The sequence below is a fragment of the Gillisella taibaishanensis genome (assembly GCF_001938985.1).
GTDB classification, from domain to species: domain Bacteria; phylum Pseudomonadota; class Alphaproteobacteria; order Rhizobiales; family Rhizobiaceae; genus Allorhizobium; species Allorhizobium taibaishanense.
In genome coordinates this window covers 1-15,724 of record NZ_MKIN01000027.1, presented here as the reverse complement: position 1 = coordinate 15,724, position 15,724 = coordinate 1, and the positions used below count along the sequence as shown (strand labels likewise).

Below are 15,724 nucleotides of genomic sequence, written 5' to 3'. Positions count from 1 at the left end.
TTTAAGATCGGATTGAAACGCGTGGCTTATAGGAAGCCGCGCTTCTGCCACCAGCCACCCTTCTTGGGCTTCGGCGCTTCGTCACCTGAGGTCACCGAGGTGACGACCGGCTCAGATGAACTGACATTCGAGGAACGGTTGGCACGGACGGGCTTATCGGCCGTTGATTCCACCGTATCAGCGGGCGGTGCAGCCGGCTCTTCTGCGACAGCTTCCGGCGCCGGTGCCTGCTGGTTTACGGGTTCATTCGCTGCCTCTACAGGAGCGCTTTCTGCGACAGGCTCAGCTTCGACGCTGAGCACAGGTTCGGCGGCAGCAACAGTCTCAACAACCACTTCAGCCGGTTCAGAGACTTCTGCTTTCGCCGGAGCCTTTGCCTTGCGGGACCGACGCGGCTTGGCTGCAACAGCTTCCTCAGCAACTGGCGCTTCGGCCGCAACGACGACCTCCGGCGCTTCCGTTACGCTATTGGCTGCGTCAGCAACGACCGTCTCGCCGTCTGCGTCTTCAGCGTCATCGCCACCCTCGACATCATTGTCGCTGCCATCGGCATCGGCGTTGACGCCATTTTCGTCACGACCGCGACGACCGCCACGCTTGCCGCGGCGACGGCGCTTACGGCGCTGGCCTTCGCTGCCTTCCGATGCCTCGACGCTGTCGTCGCGCTCTTCAGCCGCATCATCGGCCTCGTCGTCGCCTTCATCGCCTTCTTCGTCATTCTTGCTGGCATCGGCTTGATAGCCATCGGAATGACCGTCACCATTACCTTCGCCCTGACCATTGCCATTCTTGCCACGACGACGGCGGCGGCGCTTGCGCTTGCGATTTCCATCTTCCGAAGCCGATGCATCCTTGTTGCCCGCAACTTTTTCAGCCTGCGGAGCAGAGGTCGCGACGACATCCTCGTCTTCCTCTTCCTCGATCTCGATGATCGGGTCTTCCTCTTCCGGCTCGCTGATCAACGGCATCAGCGTTTCGATCCGAACCGGATTGGCAACCGGCTCGCCCTTATCGATGGCGAAATGCTGGTGGCCGACGCTGCTGTCGGAGTCGATGACGATAGCCACACCGAAGCGGTTTTCGTAATCGACGATGGTGCCGCGCTTGTGGTTGAGCAGGTAGAGCGCCGTTTCCGGCAGGGTCCGCACGGTGATGTCGTGCGTCGTGCTCTTCAGCAGATATTCCTCGATGCCGCGCAGAACATGCAGGGCAACCGACGACTGCGAGCGGATCAGGCCCGTGCCCGAGCAGTGCGGGCAGGTCTGGGTGGTCGATTCCAGCACGCTGGCGCGGATGCGCTGGCGCGACATCTCCAGCAGGCCGAAATGTGAGATACGGCCGACCTGGATGCGGGCACGGTCGTTCTTCAGGCAATCCTTCAGCTTCTTCTCGACAGAGCGGTTATTCCGCTTTTCTTCCATGTCGATGAAGTCGATGACGATAAGACCGGCCAAGTCGCGCAGGCGCAACTGGCGAGCCACTTCTTCCGCCGCTTCCAGATTGGTCTGCAGCGCCGTGTCTTCGATGGAATATTCGCGGGTCGACCGGCCGGAGTTGACGTCGATTGCGACGAGAGCTTCCGTCTGGTTGATGATGATGTAACCGCCCGACTTCAGCGTGACCTGCGGCTGCAGCATCCGGTCGAGCTGCGCCTCGATGCCCGAGCGCGAGAAGATCGGATGAATATCGCGGTAAGGCTGAACCACCTTGGCATGGCTCGGCATCAGCATCTTCATGAAGTCTTTCGCTTCACGATAGCCTTCTTCACCGGACACGATGATTTCGCTGATATCCTTGTTGTAGAGGTCACGGATCGACCGCTTGATCAGCGATCCCTCTTCATAGACCAGGCAAGGTGCAGTGGAATTCAGCGTCAGGGTGCGGACATTTTCCCAAAGGCGCATCAGATATTCGAAGTCGCGCTTGACTTCGACCTTGGTGCGGTTGGCGCCGGCGGTGCGCAAGATCACGCCCATGCCCTGCGGCACTTCCAGATCGCGTGCCACTTCCTTCAACCGCTTGCGGTCGGCGGGGTTGGTGATCTTGCGTGAAATGCCGCCGCCACGGGCGGTATTGGGCATCAGCACCGAGTAACGGCCGGCGAGAGACAGATAGGTTGTCAGCGCCGCGCCCTTGTTACCGCGTTCTTCCTTGGCAACCTGCACCAGCAGGATCTGCCGGCGCTTGATGACTTCCTGGATGCGGTACTGTTTGCGCGGCGTGCGGCGAACGCGGTCAGGAACCTCTTCCATGGCGTCTTCGGCGCCAACGGATTCGATCTCTTCCTTCTCGCCGTCATCGTCGTCGTCATCATCATCGTCATCGTTGCGATGACGGCTATCGGCTTCTTCCGAAATCGAGTCGGTATCGACCATGGCAGCCATGCTGCCGCCATTCGATCCTTCATCCGGTGTCTCGTCGCTTTCAACGGCGGCCGGGGCCTCTTCTGCTGCGACCGGCGCCTGGGCTTCCGCTTCTGCGGATGCTTCAGTCTCGCCAGCCTTCTTGCGCGGCTTGCGGGGGCGGCGGGCCTTCGGCTTTGCGGCAGCATCAGCTTCCGGCTCAGCGGCGGCTTCAACGGCAGCAGGCTGGCTTTCGCTTACTTCTGCGTGATCTTCGCTCGACTGGCGATTGGCAAGGCCTGCCACTTCCTCTGCTTCGTTGGCAAATTCTGCCGGATCGGCAATGACGGGCTGATCGCTCTGGCCAGGATCCTGGCTGCGGGCCGGCTCGAAATCGCCATCGTCATGGCGGCCATGCTCTTCGGCTTCGGCTTTCAATAAAGCCTGACGGTCAGCGAGAGGGATTTGATAGTAGTCGGGGTGAATTTCGGCAAAAGCCAGGAAGCCGTGGCGGTTGCCGCCGTAATCCACAAAGGCGGCCTGTAGCGAGGGCTCGACCCGGGTCACCTTGGCCAGATAGATATTGCCTCGGATCTGTTTCTTGTGCTGGGACTCAAAATCGAATTCTTCGATCCTGTTACCGCGAACGACAACGACGCGCGTCTCTTCTTCGTGAGACGCGTCTATTAGCATTTTGTCTGCCATGTAAGCTCTGCTCCTCGGCGCGACCGGTAGCGAGCAATGCCGCAGGCCGCAGGCCAAGCGGGGCTGATCTCGTAAGCGATGCGCCGGATATCGGTGCTCTCGTCAGAGGTAGTTTGCCTGGCAGCAGTCCGTCAGCACGCAGGCCACGAAGGGCCTCAAGGCGGACGACATCGGACAAAGGCTGCTGCAACGACATCAAATACCAAAACAAAAGCGACAATGACAAAGGTCTCTTGATAAGACCCAATGAATGCTCAAATGAGCGGTTGGTGGTCTCCCACCCCGTATTTCGCCGGACAATCCGGCTGGACGATTCAGTTTCGGGACAAAAATGCCTTGGCGGCGGATGAAAAATCAGACAAATGGCGCCAGGTCCGGTAATGGTTGGCAGCCGTCGGAAGACTCTATCCCGTCGACAATTTTAACCCTTATTTGTGTTGTATGTCGTCTGTGTCACATTGGCAAGCGGCAAAGCCCGCCGGGCCATAATATTGATAAGACCAATAGATTAGAACTGCTGCACTTGCGGGTGGTGGCGAGCGGTGGCAATGGGTGAGGGGCCTACTTCGAATTCGGTTTAAGGTGTTGGATTGAGACAGTCCTGGGTTGTTTCGCTCTGTATCAGAAGCGGATTCGCCGATGGTTCGAGGCATTGTGACCGTTACGATGTGGAACGGTTTGCGTGAGAGGAATGGCGTGAAGAGAACAGTGTCCGGCAGAAGAAATGCCGCATTCTCATCCATGGGCGCGATGGTCGGCCGCCTCCTGATTGCCTGTCTCGCGTTATGGGCTGGAGCTTTTTCGGCTTCATCGGCGGAGCGTTCGGCGGCTTTTGCGGCGCGCATTGCCGGTGACGATGCTCGTACCCGTATCGTGATGGACTTCGACGACAAGCCCGACGCAACGGTGCGCTATATCGCCAATCCCGATCGCATCGTCGTGGAACTGCCGGCGACAGTGTTTTCCTTTCCTGCGGCAGATCTTGCCGCACGCGGCCTTTACCGGGACATCCGCTTCGGCTCGATCGATGCAGCCCATTCGCGGCTGGTGCTAACTCTTGCCCGGCCGGCGAAGCTTGTGCTGACCGATGTCAAGAAAAACGAGGAGGGGCGGGGCTTCCGTCTGATTCTTGACGCTGAAATGACGGACGCAGACACATTCACCAAATTGGTCGCCGTTCAGGCCTGGGATGCGGACGCCTACAATGGCGCGAGCGGTAAGAGCCCGCGCATCGAGCAGGCCGCGCCCGCGACCGATGGCGATTTTCTGATCGCCGTCGATGCTGGCCATGGCGGCATCGACACAGGTGCAATAGGCAAAACCACCAATACCCCTGAGAAGACCGTCACGTTGGCCTTCGCCAAGGCACTGGCCGCAGAACTCAACCGCCAGAAGGGCGTGAAAGCCTTCTTGACGCGCGATAACGACAGTTTCCTGTCTCTGTCGCAGCGGGTGACACTGGCGCGGCAAAAGGGTGCCAATCTGTTCATTTCGCTGCATGCGGATATGCTGGGACAGTCCAATATTCGCGGCGCCACCGTCTACACGATTTCCGACAAGGCATCCGACCATCTGGCCGAAGCCGCCGCTGCCCGCGAAAACCAGTCGGACGAAGTCGGCGGCGTCGATGCATCGGCTGAGCCGCAGGAGGTTTCCGATATCCTCGCCGATCTCACCCGGCGCGAGACGCAGGCCTTTTCCATCGCGCTCGCAACATCCGTGGTCAAATCTTTCGAAGGCCAGGTCAATCTGATCAACAATCCGCACCGTTTCGCCGGCTTCCGCGTGTTGCAGGCGCAGGATGTGCCCTCAGTGCTGCTCGAACTCGGATTTCTCTCCAACAAGGAGGATGAGAAACTGCTGCTCGAGCCCGCTTGGCGCACCAAGGTGGTGCGCCTGATCGCCGACGCGGTTAAAACCTATCGGCAGCCGTTGGTGGCCAAGGGCGGGTGAGTAATTTGAAATGGCGGCATACTTGCGGAACCGCAAGACGCTGGAACGAAAGTTGATCGCCAAAGCTGTGCGGAATACGACAATGGCCCTATTTTCCGCACATTGTCGAAAGAACACCTGATAATAGCGGGGCAAAGGAGTTCGATGTGGCTCCTCCCTTGTATTTGGCGGCGTCGTGTGCAAAACGCCAGCACATGAGCCTAGCACATGAGCGATGTTCGATAGAGTTTGTCAGGGAAAAGTGGTTGCCGGTTTTCCGTAAAGACAAACGAAGACTAGACAGGCGCATGCGTCCCGAAAGCGATTGCCGGTAGTTTCACGATGATAAGACTGATTGGATATCTTTTCGGATTGGCATCCGTAGCCGCGCTGGCCGCGGCTGCTGTTGCGGCCGTCTATCTGACCACCGTAACCAAGGATCTGCCTGATTACGAGGTGTTGAGCCGTTACGCGCCTCCGGTCATGACTCGCGTCCACGCCGGCAATGGCGCGCTGATTGCCGAATATGCCCATGAGCGCCGGTTGTTCCTGCCGATCCAGGCCATTCCTGACCGGGTCAAGGCAGCCTTCCTGTCGGCGGAAGACAAGAACTTCTACACCCATCCTGGCGTCGATCTCTGGGGTCTCGGCCGCGCCATTCTCGTCAACCTGCAGAATTTCGGTTCCGGCCGCCGTCCGGTTGGTGCCTCGACCATCACCCAGCAGGTCGCCAAGAACTTCCTTCTGTCGTCCGACCAGACCATGGACCGCAAGATCAAGGAAGCGATCCTGTCCTTCCGCATTGAGCAAGCCTATTCCAAAGACAAGATCCTCGAACTCTATCTCAACGAGATTTTCTTCGGGCTGAATTCTTACGGCATCGCTGCGGCCTCTCTGACCTACTTCGACAAGCCGGTAACGGAACTGACGATCGCCGAAACCGCCTATCTCGCATCGTTGCCCAAAGGCCCTGCCAATTACCATCCCTATCGCCATACCCAGGCTGCGCTCGATCGCCGAAACTGGGTTATCGACCGGCTGGTGGAAAACGGCTTCGTCAGTCAGGCCGATGGCGAAGCCGCCAAGAAGGAAGATCTTGGTGTCAACCTGAGACGTGGCGGCGGCAATGTCTTTGCCTCTGACTACTTTGCCGAAGAAGTCCGTCGTCAAATCGTCGACAAGTATGGCACCAAGGCGCTCTATGAGGGCGGCTTGTCGGTGCGCACGTCGCTCGATCCGAATTTGCAGGTCGCCGCACGCAAGGCGCTGCAGGACGGTCTGCTCAGCTATGACGAGCGGCGCGGCTATCGCGGCCCGGTCACTCATATCGATATGGGCTCGGACTGGGGCGTGCCGCTGGCCGACGTGCCGAGCCTTGGTGACGTTCCCGAGTGGGAAGTCGCCGTTGTTCTCTCGACGTCGAAAACCGACGTCCAGATCGGCTTGAAGCCGGATCGCGACGGCGCTGGCAAGGTTGTGCCGGAGCGCTTGCGCGGCACGATCAAGGCGGATGCCATGGACTGGGCCTATCGCTCCGGCCGTGGCGACCGTAAGACCGCGAAGTCTCCCGACGGCGTATTGCAGCCTGGTGACGTCGTCTATGCCGAGCGCATTGGCGGTGAGACCTCCACCAATTATCGGCTGCGCCAACCACCGAAAGTGCAGGGCGGTTTCGTCGCTATGGACCCGCATACCGGCCGTGTTCTGGCCCTGGTCGGTGGCTTCTCTTATGCACAGTCGGAATTCAACCGCGCGACCCAAGCGATGCGCCAGCCCGGTTCGTCCTTCAAGCCCTTCGTTTACGCAGCGGCTCTCGATAGCGGCTATACACCTGCGTCCGTGGTGCTCGACGCGCCTGTTGAGTTCGTGTCCGGTGGCGAGGTCTGGCGGCCGCAGAACGATGGCGGCGGCTCTGTTGGCCCGGCAACGCTGCGCTTTGCCATCGAGCATTCGCGCAACCTGATGACGGTTCGACTTGCCAATGACATGGGCATGAACTTGGTCGCCGAATATGCCGAGCGTTTCGGGATCTATGATCACATGCAGCCGGTGCTGTCGATGTCGCTTGGCGCCGGTGAAACCACTGTCATGCGCATGGTCTCGGCTTATGCCGTCATTGCTAACGGCGGCAAACAGATCAAGCCGACCCTGATCGACCGGATCCAGGATCGCTACGGCAAGACGATCTTCAAGCATGAGGAGCGTGTCTGCGAAGGCTGCAATGCGCCGGACTGGCATAACCAGGACGAGCCTGTGGTTGCCGATGACCGACTGCAGGTGCTTGATCCGATGACCGCCTATCAGATCACTTCGATGATGCAGGGCGTTATCCAGCGCGGTACCGCCTACGGCAAGATCAAGCTGGACCGTGACGTCGCCGGTAAGACCGGCACGACCAACGATGCCAAGGATACCTGGTTTGTCGGCTTTACACCGAATATCGTCGCTGGCGTTTACATCGGTTACGACAACCCGACCCCTATGGGCCGTGGTGCGACCGGCGGCTCGATGTCCGCGCCTGTGTTCAACGAATTCATGCAGACCGCCGTCAAAGGCACGCCGCCGAGCAAGTTCAAGGTACCTGATGGCATGCAGATGATCGCCGTCAACCGCAAGACCGGCATGGCTGCTGTCGAGGGTGATCCCGATACGATCGTCGAGGCCTTCAAGCCCGGCACCGGTCCCGCCGACAGTCTGTCCGTCATCGGTATGGACAGCAATATGCAGCCGGACGAGATCATGAAAAGCTCGCCGCAGGTCAATCAGGCCGTCCAGTCCGGAACCCCCGGCCTGTTCTGATCGCATCTCTTTATTGGCCGCCGTCCTGGCTTTACTTCCGGGACGGCGGCCTTTATGCACCGGACACAATCTAAAAAGACAGGTTTCCGAGAAGGACCCGAGAAGCACCAATGCGTAACGAAATCGAAAATGTCGTCGACGAAATCAAGCAGGCCATAAGCCTGCTGAGGAGGCATCTTTGACTGGGATCAGGCGCTGAGACGACTGGACTGGTTGAACAACAAGGCAGAGGACCCGAACCTCTGGAACGACGCCAATGAGGCCCAGAAGCTGATGCGCGAGCGCCAGCAGCTGGAAGACAGCATTGCCGGCGTACGCCGCCTCGAACAGCAGATGCAGGACAATATCGAGCTGATCGAGATGGGCGAGGAAGAGGGCGACGAGAGCATCGTCAAGGAGGCCGAGGACGGCCTCAAAGCCCTGAAAACCGAATCCGGCAAACTGCAGGTCGAGGCCATGCTGTCTGGCGAAGCCGATGGCAACGACACCTATGTCGAAGTCCATTCAGGCGCCGGCGGCACGGAGAGCCAGGACTGGGCCAACATGCTGTTGCGCATGTATACCCGCTGGGCCGAGCGCAGTGGCTTCAAGGTCGAGTTGCTTGAAGTCCATGACGGCGAAGAAGCCGGCATCAAATCGGCGACCATCCTGATCAAGGGGCACAATGCCTATGGCTGGATGAAAACCGAATCGGGCGTGCATCGTCTGGTGCGCATTTCGCCCTATGACAGCAATGCCCGGCGCCATACGTCGTTTTCCTCGATCTGGGTCTATCCCGTCGTCGATGATTCGATTCAGATCGACATCAACGAAAGTGACTGCCGCATCGATACCTACCGGTCCTCGGGCGCAGGCGGTCAGCACGTCAACACGACGGACTCGGCGGTGCGTATCACCCACATCCCAACCGGGATTGCGGTATCGTGTCAGCAGGAACGGTCGCAGCACAAGAACAAGGCCAAGGCTTGGGAAATGCTGCGTGCGCGTCTCTACGAAGTCGAGCTGAAGAAGCGGGAAGAAGCGGCCAATGCCGAAGCAGCTTCCAAGACCGAAATCGGTTGGGGCCATCAGATCCGCTCCTACGTGCTGCAGCCCTATCAGCTGGTTAAGGACCTGCGCACCGGCGTCGAAAGCACGGCGCCTGACGACGTCCTGAACGGCGACGTCAGCCCTTTCATGGAAGCGGCGCTGGCGCATCGAATCAGCGGCAAGGCTGATCTGGTTTCGGATATCGACTGATGGAACGACCATCGCAGCCCATCTCCAAATGGACATGCTGCGGATTTGGAAGTCATGAACCGCCTGCGAGCCTGTCGCAGGCGGTTTTTTTATGCGCTGCTCCAGATGCTGACGACCACTGGATAACGGATTGAACGAAGGGACGAAGACATGGTGGCATGGGTGGATATCGTGACCGATAATGTCGACCGGTATGGCGAATTGGTCGCAGGCATCGATCCGTCACTCGCCGACATTCCCGAAGCTTTCGCGCGGGGCGACGGGCAAGGTGATTGGATCGGCGATTACGTATCTTTCGTCCTCGAGACGATCACTGGCCATGTCGGCTTCGTCAAATTCCAAACGGCTTATTTCGAAGCCTGTGGGCTCGCTGGCTTGCAGGCCCTATCCTTGGCAATGCAGCAGGCGAGGGCGGCTGGTATGGGCGTGATTCTTGACGCCAAGCGTGGCGATATCGGTGCAACGGCATCAGCTTATGCCAAAGCCTATTTGGTGCCGGAACGCGATGGCGGCAGCGGTGATTTCGAAGCTGATTGCCTGACCGTCAATCCTCTAATGGGGCCGGATACGCTGACGCCCTTCGTCGAGGCGGCGAGCACCTATGGCAAAGGCCTCTTCGTGCTCTGCCGCACCTCAAATCCCGGCGCCGGCTGGCTTCAGGACAAAATGACCGGCAATCAGCTGATTTCCGACCGGCTGGCCGGGCTGATCGGCGGCTTTGCCTCAGGCAAGGCGGGCGAGCTCGGGCCAATCGGCGCGGTGATTGGTGCGACCGTTCCCGAGGAAGGTCGCCGCCTTCGGCAATTCATGCCGCACTCGATTATCCTTGCTCCGGGGCTGGGCGCTCAGGGCGGCGATCCGCGCGCCATCCACGCCCTGCGAGGCGCGCTTCCCGGTGATCTGCTGGTGCCCGTCTCTCGCGGGCTGACGAAGGTGGAAGACCGGCAAATCGGCCTCGATGACTACGCGGAGTTGATCGTCGGCCGCTTGAACGGGTTCAAGCAAGCGATTTCCCACGTGTGATGCAAGCTTCAACCGGTGCCTGACGAGGTCTCATCAATGGCTTTCCGGCTCGACCCTGATATCGCCGAACTCATCGACGACAACCGACCAGCTTTCGGGGTCATTGGAGCGTGGGTCGCGCTTGAGATAGACGGTGGCCGAAAGGCCGAAGCCTCTGTTAACGCCGGATGGGTCTTCACTCCTGATGTCGGTGACGTAGGCGTGCAAATCGGAGATTTCCTGCAACTCCACCGAATCGATGATCTCAAGCCCTTTATCCGACGTGGCGACCTGGCTGAGATAGACTTTCGCCGTGCGGTCGGGCTGGCGCAGAGCATAGAGCCGGTAGTAGCCGCGCCGCAGCCCATCTTTCGCATCGTCAATGACCGTTGGGCTCTTGACGATACCGTTGCTGGCCACCGCGCCCGGATCTTCCCAATAGCCACCACTGATCAAGAAGGTCAGTGTCGCAGGAATGACATTGATCTCGCCGGCAATAGAAGGGGCTGCATTCAGCACCCAGGCGCTCAACAAAAGCGCTGAAGTGAGACGACGGTAAGCGCTCGGATAGGCCTGATTTTTTCTCATCGCGCTGTCGTCCTCCAGCGGATCATCGTCAATTGGCGAATTGCTCGGCCAGGATTCGCTCCGACCAGGAGTGATCCGGATCCGAGAGAATGCGGGCTGTGATGTCTTTGGCTTGCTCGATCTCGACCTTGAGCACCGACTTTACCTCGATATTGTCGGCGACGGCGTTGACCGGCCGCTTGCGCTCTTCGAGGATTTCGACAGACACCTTGACCCGATCGGGCAGCAGCGCCCCGCGCCAACGGCGTGGCCGGAAGGGGCAGACGGGCGTCAGCGCCAGAAGCGGCGCGTCGAGCGGCAGGATCGGTCCGTGGGCAGAGAGATTGTAGGCGGTCGAGCCGACAGGCGTCGCCACCATTAATCCGTCGCAGATCAACTCGTCGAGCCGTTCGTGACCGTCGATCAGAACCCGCAGTTTCGCCGCCTGATAGGATTGCCGCAGCAGTGAAACTTCGTTGATGGCAAGCGCTATGGTTTCGCTGCCGTCTTCGCCATAGGCGGTCATCTTCAAAGGATGAAAATCGTTCTCGGTCGCAATGGCGATTCGCTCCGGCAGGTCGTCCACCCGGTAATCGTTCATCAAAAAGCCGACGCTACCGCGGTTCATGCCATAAATCAGCCGGCCGGAATTCATCGTGTCATGCAGGTTCTGCAACATGAAGCCGTCACCGCCGAGCACGACAAGCACATCAGCCTCTTCCGGCGGGGTATAGCCGTAAGTGCGAATCAGCTCTTCACGGGATGCGAGCGCCTCCGGCGTATTTGTTGCGACAAAGGAAAGCGACCGAAAGGAGCGCGCCATGCAAAAGAACCTGTTGAAGAGGCCTACTTCGTACATGATAAACCCGCCCCACGCCAAGGCTTTTCGCTGTTTAAGCCGTTGCCATGGCCAAGCCTTCATCCGATCCTTCGTGTAGAAACGAATGCAGTGCTTTCTTGGCTTTTTTGCTTTACAGCGACGGAAAATCTGGTAGTCAGACGCCATTGCCCTTGTAGCTCAGTTGGTAGAGCACCTGATTTGTAATCAGGGGGTCGCGGGTTCGAACCCTGCCGGGGGCACCATTTTTCTCGACATGTCGATAGAGTGATGATTGTTTGACGTTGGCTCCATTTTATGGGAGTCGGTAACCCTGTTGGTCCAGGGAATTTCGGCAGGATTATCAGCAGACACCTAGGTTTGTCCTAGAAACGGGTATCGGGCTTTTAAAGCCGGTATTTCGAACTTTTTGTCCCGATCCCTTTGTATGCAGGTGTCGTTCTTGGAACGCTTGAAAGGGATTTTCCAATGAAAATCTGCGCTCGCCAAACTCTTTTTTCATCATTGGTAATCGCTTCGATTGCGCTATTGGCGTGCTCCTTTTCGGTTATGGCGAATGATCTCCAACGGATTCCAGGAACCAGCGTTTCCCTGGTGCCAATGGACGGTCTGAAGTCGTCGGCTGGTTTTGCGGGTCTCATTGGCGATGATGGCGATGCCATCATGGTGGATGAACTTGCTCCTGAGGTTTATGAGCAGTTTATGCAGGCGGCAAAAAATCCTGTAAAAGAACTGGCACCTCTTCTGGCTGAGGAGGACATTGATCTGCAGCAAGTTGAAGAAATGACTGCCGACAACGGCGAAAAGTTTCTGTTGCTGACGGGAAGGCAAGGCCCTTTCTCCAAGTGGGCCGCACTTTTCAAGGGTCAGCAGACGGTTCTGGTCACCGCACAATCTCTAAGCGCAAAAGACAGTGAAGCCGCTGTGAAAAAAATGATGATGTCCGTGCGAGCGGGAGGGCCTGTGAGCTTGGAGGAGCAGATCGCGGCATTGCCGTTTGACCTCAAGCTTGTCGCTCCTTTTCGATTCGGCCCGGCTCATGGTGGTGCTTCCATTGGCATGACCATTGGTCCTAAAGATGTTGATCCGGAAAACATCCAGCCGTGGATCATAGTGAGCTATGAGGTCCAGCCTGTTGCCAACCTGCAGACTCTTGAACAAGTGGCCGAGAGCCATTTGGTAGATCCGCGCCGCTACGTGAATGCGCATGTTGACGCCAGGGAGAAATCAACTGTCGCTGGAATTGCCGGGATTGTCCTAAGCGGTGCATATGACGGAGAGGTCGGTGGTCCTCCGCGACCGAAAAAGTTCGCGATGTATCTTGCTATCGCGCCAAGTGGTCGCAGTGTCGTCGTGACCGCTATAGCGGACCAGGACCAATTTGATACGCTTAAACCCGCGTTCGACGATGTCGCACGTAGCATCGAAATCAAGCAGGGTTATTGAGAGAGACTGACCGAACAAAAAAATGCCTGGTAAGAAAGAAGCTTTGAGAACTAAGCCGACCAAAATGGCATCTCGTCCCATTGGAGCGCGCCAGATGGTCGTCATTATCTAATTTAACGAGGTGCGGTTCCAGACATATCTGACGTTATGCAGATATGTAACAGCAGATGCTGCTGCCCCCGTAAAAAGTTGCTCGTTACAGTCCACCCGGCGCCACAAAAGCGAAGTAAGCCCAAACCAGCCCGAACGCAGCGACCACACAGAGGCCGATCACCAGCTTGCGAAGGCCGGGCCGGGGCTGTTTTGGCGGTGGTGCGGGTTTGCGGAATTTTATGACGTTATCGCTCATCAAGGCCTCCCTCATGCGCTTCGTTTGAAGCATGATCGGCGGCATTTATTCCACGTAAAGCTTGCGGCATGGTTACGAGTCATCGGAAAAGCGAGCTTGTCCACACGCGCGTCATCCCTAAACAAATCCCCGGCGCTCATGTGCCGGGGATCTTTTGTCGTGGTATTTACGATCATGCCATGCCGGCAGGATCGCCAATCGGCAGTAGCGGTGGGGTCGGCACCGGATCGTTCGGATTTTTTGTGTCGTCTCCATCCTGGATGGGTGGCTTGATGGCCCCGTCCTGAGAGCGGTCGGGAATGCCCGGCGTGCCCTGCGGGCCTCGCGTCGTGTCCTCGGGCTTTTCGGGGATTGTCGTTGGCATGATCATCCTCCTTTGACTGTTGTCTTGAGAGAAACCGATGCCTGCCGGATTGGTTCCGACTTTTCTCTCATCCCGCGACAGCGTGGCCGCTGGACTCGTGTCCTTTGGAGAGATAAGCGCCATTTATCGAAATGGAGAACGGTAATGGACGTCAGGGATTCAAACGGGACCATCCTTCAAGAGGGCGACAATGTCACTCTTATCAAGGATCTCAAGGTCAAGGGTACATCAGAGACGATAAAGCGCGGCACTATCATCAAGGGCATTCATCTCACCGATAATCCTGATGAGGTCGACTGCCGCCATGCCAAGATCAAGGGCTTGGTGCTGCGCACAGAGTTCCTTAAGAAGGCGTGAGTGTTTGGTCCCGGCCTTTGATTGCCGGGACTAACTATGTCAGCTTAGCTCTTGCGCAGCAGATATTGGCGCGAGGCATAGAGCGCGATGGCCGCGGCATTCGAGACGTTCAGCGACTTGATTTCGCCGGGCATATCCAGTCGCGCCAGTGCGTTCACGGTATCGCGGGTCTTCTGACGAAGGCCCTTGCCCTCCGACCCCAGCACCAATGCTAACTTCTCGCCGCTGAAGCTGTCTTCCAGTGCCTCCGGCCCTTCCGAATCAAGTCCGAGCGACACGAAGCCGAGTTTGTGCAATTCGCCCAGTGCGTCCGAAAGATTGGTAATCTGGATGTACGGGATCAGCTCTAGCGCGCCGGAAGCAGATTTGGCCAGCACACCTGATTCGGTCGGGCTATGGCGCATTGTGGTGATGACGGCGCCAGCACCGAAGGCAACGGCCGTACGCATGATCGCTCCGACATTGTGCGGATCGGTGACCTGATCGAGCACCAGGATCAGCGGGCTTTCCTTCAGGGCCTCGAGCCGGCGCGTTGGCAGCGGCTTGGTTTCCAGCATCACGCCTTGATGGATCGCTTCAGGACCCAGATGCTTGTCGAGATCCTGTGGCGTGACGATCTCGACGGGGAAGGGCAGGGCTTCGACTGGGCCAATTTCCAGCCGCACCAGTGCATTTTGAGTGAGCGACAGCTTTATCGGCTTGCGCTCGGGATTGCCGAGGGCTGCCCGCACTGTATGCAGGCCGTAGAGGAAGACCTGATCGGGGGCGACAGGCGGCGGTGTCCAGTCTGCATTGGACTTGCGGCGCTTCTGCGGCTGGGGCGTCGGAATTTCGCCGCGCTCACGCTTCGCATCCCGCACCTGGCGGCGCAGGGTGGCGTAATGGCTGTCGCGGTCGGACTTATCGGTGGGGTTATCTTTGCTCATGCGGCCTTATAGAGCATTGGGCTGAAAAGTGGGAACCGGTTTTCGGAAAATCCGAGGCAAAACCAAAAAATACCTAGATGAAGATTGTGAGCCGGCTGTGGGGGAAGGCAACGTGAGAACTAGGGACCACAGTGTCAAAGCGATCCGCGCATACAATGAGATGTCGCACTAGCTCTCGGATGAGCGGCGATATGAGGACCGGCTTTGCCACTCACGCCGATGGTGAAAAAACTTGGAAATTTTCCACAGGACGCGTGTTGACATCTCCGTTTTGGCCCGTCATATAGCCGCCACGGATCGCGGCGCACCGAGCTTAACCAGCTCAGCCGGGTTCGGGATTAGTAAGCTTGGTTGCTTGATCCGGTCGAAATACTGGAGGGATGCCCGAGTGGTTAAAGGGGACGGACTGTAAATCCGTTGGCTCAGCCTACGTTGGTTCAAATCCAACTCCCTCCACCATTTCGCACCTGGATCTAAAACCGCCGCGGGTATAGCTCAATGGTAGAGCAGCAGCCTTCCAAGCTGAATACGCGGGTTCGATTCCCGCTACCCGCTCCAGTTATCTCATTGATAGATATATGCTTCATTCTGGCCGGCTTTTGGTATTTGCCAATTGTTTCGGGCTGAAGGCACGCGTCTTTAGCGCGCGTTGGATACGCCAGGGGCTCCCACGTCCGGCCTTGCGCATTTATGGCTTGCGCAATCTCTACGAAAGCCTTAAACGGCGGCACTAAACCGGTTCGCCGCGTCAACCTTTTACGTTCACAGGAAGCATTCAAATGGCAAAGAGTAAGTTTGAGCGCAACAAGCCGCACGTTAACATTGGCACGATCGGCCACGTTGACCATGGCAAGACGT

The 15,724-nt window shown here is 58.1% G+C and carries 12 protein-coding genes, 3 tRNA genes and 1 pseudogene; 10 read left to right on the top strand and 6 right to left on the bottom strand.

What is annotated here, in order from left to right:
* Positions 1-26: 26 nt before the first annotated feature.
* Positions 27-3,047 (bottom strand): Rne/Rng family ribonuclease, encoded by a 3,021-nt coding sequence (locus tag BJF91_RS21515; RefSeq protein WP_075616598.1) that lies wholly within the window; start codon positions 3,045-3,047, stop codon positions 27-29.
* Positions 3,048-3,797: 750 nt separating this feature from the next.
* Here BJF91_RS21515 and BJF91_RS21510 point away from each other — a divergent pair.
* From BJF91_RS21510 to pyrF, 4 genes are all read left to right on the top strand, one after another.
* Positions 3,798-5,000, top strand: a complete 1,203-nt coding sequence (locus BJF91_RS21510; protein ID WP_075616995.1) for an N-acetylmuramoyl-L-alanine amidase — start codon at positions 3,798-3,800, stop codon at positions 4,998-5,000.
* Between the two features lie 321 nt (positions 5,001-5,321).
* Entirely contained in the window at positions 5,322-7,778 is a 2,457-nt protein-coding gene (locus BJF91_RS21505) for a penicillin-binding protein 1A (RefSeq protein ID WP_075616597.1), read from the top strand.
* A 110-nt stretch (positions 7,779-7,888) separates the two neighbouring features.
* Positions 7,889-9,017 (top strand): peptide chain release factor 2 gene (gene prfB, locus BJF91_RS21500; protein ID WP_139310813.1). Its coding sequence is split into 2 segments (ribosomal slippage): positions 7,889-7,957 and positions 7,959-9,017, totalling 1,128 coding nucleotides; the frame shifts between segments, so codons are not numbered across the junction.
* A gap of 150 nt (positions 9,018-9,167) precedes the next feature.
* Positions 9,168-10,040: an orotidine-5'-phosphate decarboxylase gene (gene pyrF / locus BJF91_RS21495; RefSeq protein WP_075616595.1), complete on the top strand. Its 873-nt coding sequence runs from the start codon at positions 9,168-9,170 to the stop codon at positions 10,038-10,040.
* A gap of 33 nt (positions 10,041-10,073) precedes the next feature.
* Here pyrF and BJF91_RS21490 read toward each other — a convergent pair whose 3' ends face one another.
* Positions 10,074-10,607, bottom strand: a complete 534-nt coding sequence (locus BJF91_RS21490) for a hypothetical protein (RefSeq protein ID WP_083943433.1) — start codon at positions 10,605-10,607, stop codon at positions 10,074-10,076.
* A gap of 28 nt (positions 10,608-10,635) precedes the next feature.
* Complete coding sequence (locus BJF91_RS21485; RefSeq protein WP_075616993.1) at positions 10,636-11,409, bottom strand: NAD kinase; 774 nt, start codon at positions 11,407-11,409, stop codon at positions 10,636-10,638.
* Between the two features lie 184 nt (positions 11,410-11,593).
* Here BJF91_RS21485 and BJF91_RS21480 point away from each other — a divergent pair.
* Positions 11,594-11,669: transfer RNA gene (locus tag BJF91_RS21480), tRNA-Thr, on the top strand.
* A gap of 223 nt (positions 11,670-11,892) precedes the next feature.
* Positions 11,893-12,870, top strand: a complete 978-nt coding sequence (locus BJF91_RS21475) for a hypothetical protein (protein ID WP_075616594.1) — start codon at positions 11,893-11,895, stop codon at positions 12,868-12,870.
* Positions 12,871-13,066: 196 nt separating this feature from the next.
* Here the strand turns inward: BJF91_RS21475 and BJF91_RS25100 are convergent, their stop codons facing one another.
* The gene (locus tag BJF91_RS25100; protein WP_162843905.1) at positions 13,067-13,219 is read right to left on the bottom strand and encodes a hypothetical protein; all 153 of its coding nucleotides are present in this window, start codon (positions 13,217-13,219) and stop codon (positions 13,067-13,069) included.
* 172 nt (positions 13,220-13,391) lie between these two features.
* Complete coding sequence (locus tag BJF91_RS21465) at positions 13,392-13,583, bottom strand: hypothetical protein (RefSeq protein WP_075616992.1); 192 nt, start codon at positions 13,581-13,583, stop codon at positions 13,392-13,394.
* 144 nt (positions 13,584-13,727) lie between these two features.
* Here BJF91_RS21465 and BJF91_RS21460 point away from each other — a divergent pair, with 144 nt between their 5' ends.
* Positions 13,728-13,940: an alkylphosphonate utilization protein gene (locus BJF91_RS21460; protein ID WP_075616592.1), complete on the top strand. Its 213-nt coding sequence runs from the start codon at positions 13,728-13,730 to the stop codon at positions 13,938-13,940.
* A 44-nt stretch (positions 13,941-13,984) separates the two neighbouring features.
* On the opposite strand, the gene rlmB is transcribed toward BJF91_RS21460, so the two are convergent.
* Positions 13,985-14,866, bottom strand: a complete 882-nt coding sequence (rlmB, locus tag BJF91_RS21455) for a 23S rRNA (guanosine(2251)-2'-O)-methyltransferase RlmB (RefSeq protein ID WP_075616591.1) — start codon at positions 14,864-14,866, stop codon at positions 13,985-13,987.
* Between the two features lie 374 nt (positions 14,867-15,240).
* Here rlmB and BJF91_RS21450 point away from each other — a divergent pair.
* The 3 genes and pseudogenes from BJF91_RS21450 to BJF91_RS25195 form a co-directional block, all read left to right on the top strand.
* Positions 15,241-15,325 (top strand) — tRNA-Tyr (locus BJF91_RS21450).
* 25 nt (positions 15,326-15,350) lie between these two features.
* Positions 15,351-15,424, top strand: a tRNA-Gly gene (locus BJF91_RS21445).
* A 221-nt stretch (positions 15,425-15,645) separates the two neighbouring features.
* Positions 15,646-15,724, top strand: a pseudogene (locus BJF91_RS25195) (GTP-binding protein); the annotation flags it as partial.

Bases quoted from the DNA above. Each gene is read 5' to 3' on its own strand.
- BJF91_RS21515 (WP_075616598.1), bottom strand. From the start codon at position 3,047: ATGGCAGACAAAATGCTAATAGACGCGTCTCACGAAGAAGAGACGCGC.
- BJF91_RS21510 (WP_075616995.1), top strand. From the start codon at position 3,798: ATGGTCGGCCGCCTCCTGATTGCCTGTCTCGCGTTATGGGCTGGAGCT.
- BJF91_RS21505 (WP_075616597.1), top strand. From the start codon at position 5,322: ATGATAAGACTGATTGGATATCTTTTCGGATTGGCATCCGTAGCCGCG.
- pyrF (WP_075616595.1), top strand. From the start codon at position 9,168: ATGGTGGCATGGGTGGATATCGTGACCGATAATGTCGACCGGTATGGC.
- BJF91_RS21490 (WP_083943433.1), bottom strand. From the start codon at position 10,607: ATGAGAAAAAATCAGGCCTATCCGAGCGCTTACCGTCGTCTCACTTCA.
- BJF91_RS21485 (WP_075616993.1), bottom strand. From the start codon at position 11,409: ATGGCGCGCTCCTTTCGGTCGCTTTCCTTTGTCGCAACAAATACGCCG.
- BJF91_RS21475 (WP_075616594.1), top strand. From the start codon at position 11,893: ATGAAAATCTGCGCTCGCCAAACTCTTTTTTCATCATTGGTAATCGCT.
- BJF91_RS25100 (WP_162843905.1), bottom strand. From the start codon at position 13,219: ATGAGCGATAACGTCATAAAATTCCGCAAACCCGCACCACCGCCAAAA.
- BJF91_RS21465 (WP_075616992.1), bottom strand. From the start codon at position 13,583: ATGCCAACGACAATCCCCGAAAAGCCCGAGGACACGACGCGAGGCCCG.
- BJF91_RS21460 (WP_075616592.1), top strand. From the start codon at position 13,728: ATGGACGTCAGGGATTCAAACGGGACCATCCTTCAAGAGGGCGACAAT.
- rlmB (WP_075616591.1), bottom strand. From the start codon at position 14,866: ATGAGCAAAGATAACCCCACCGATAAGTCCGACCGCGACAGCCATTAC.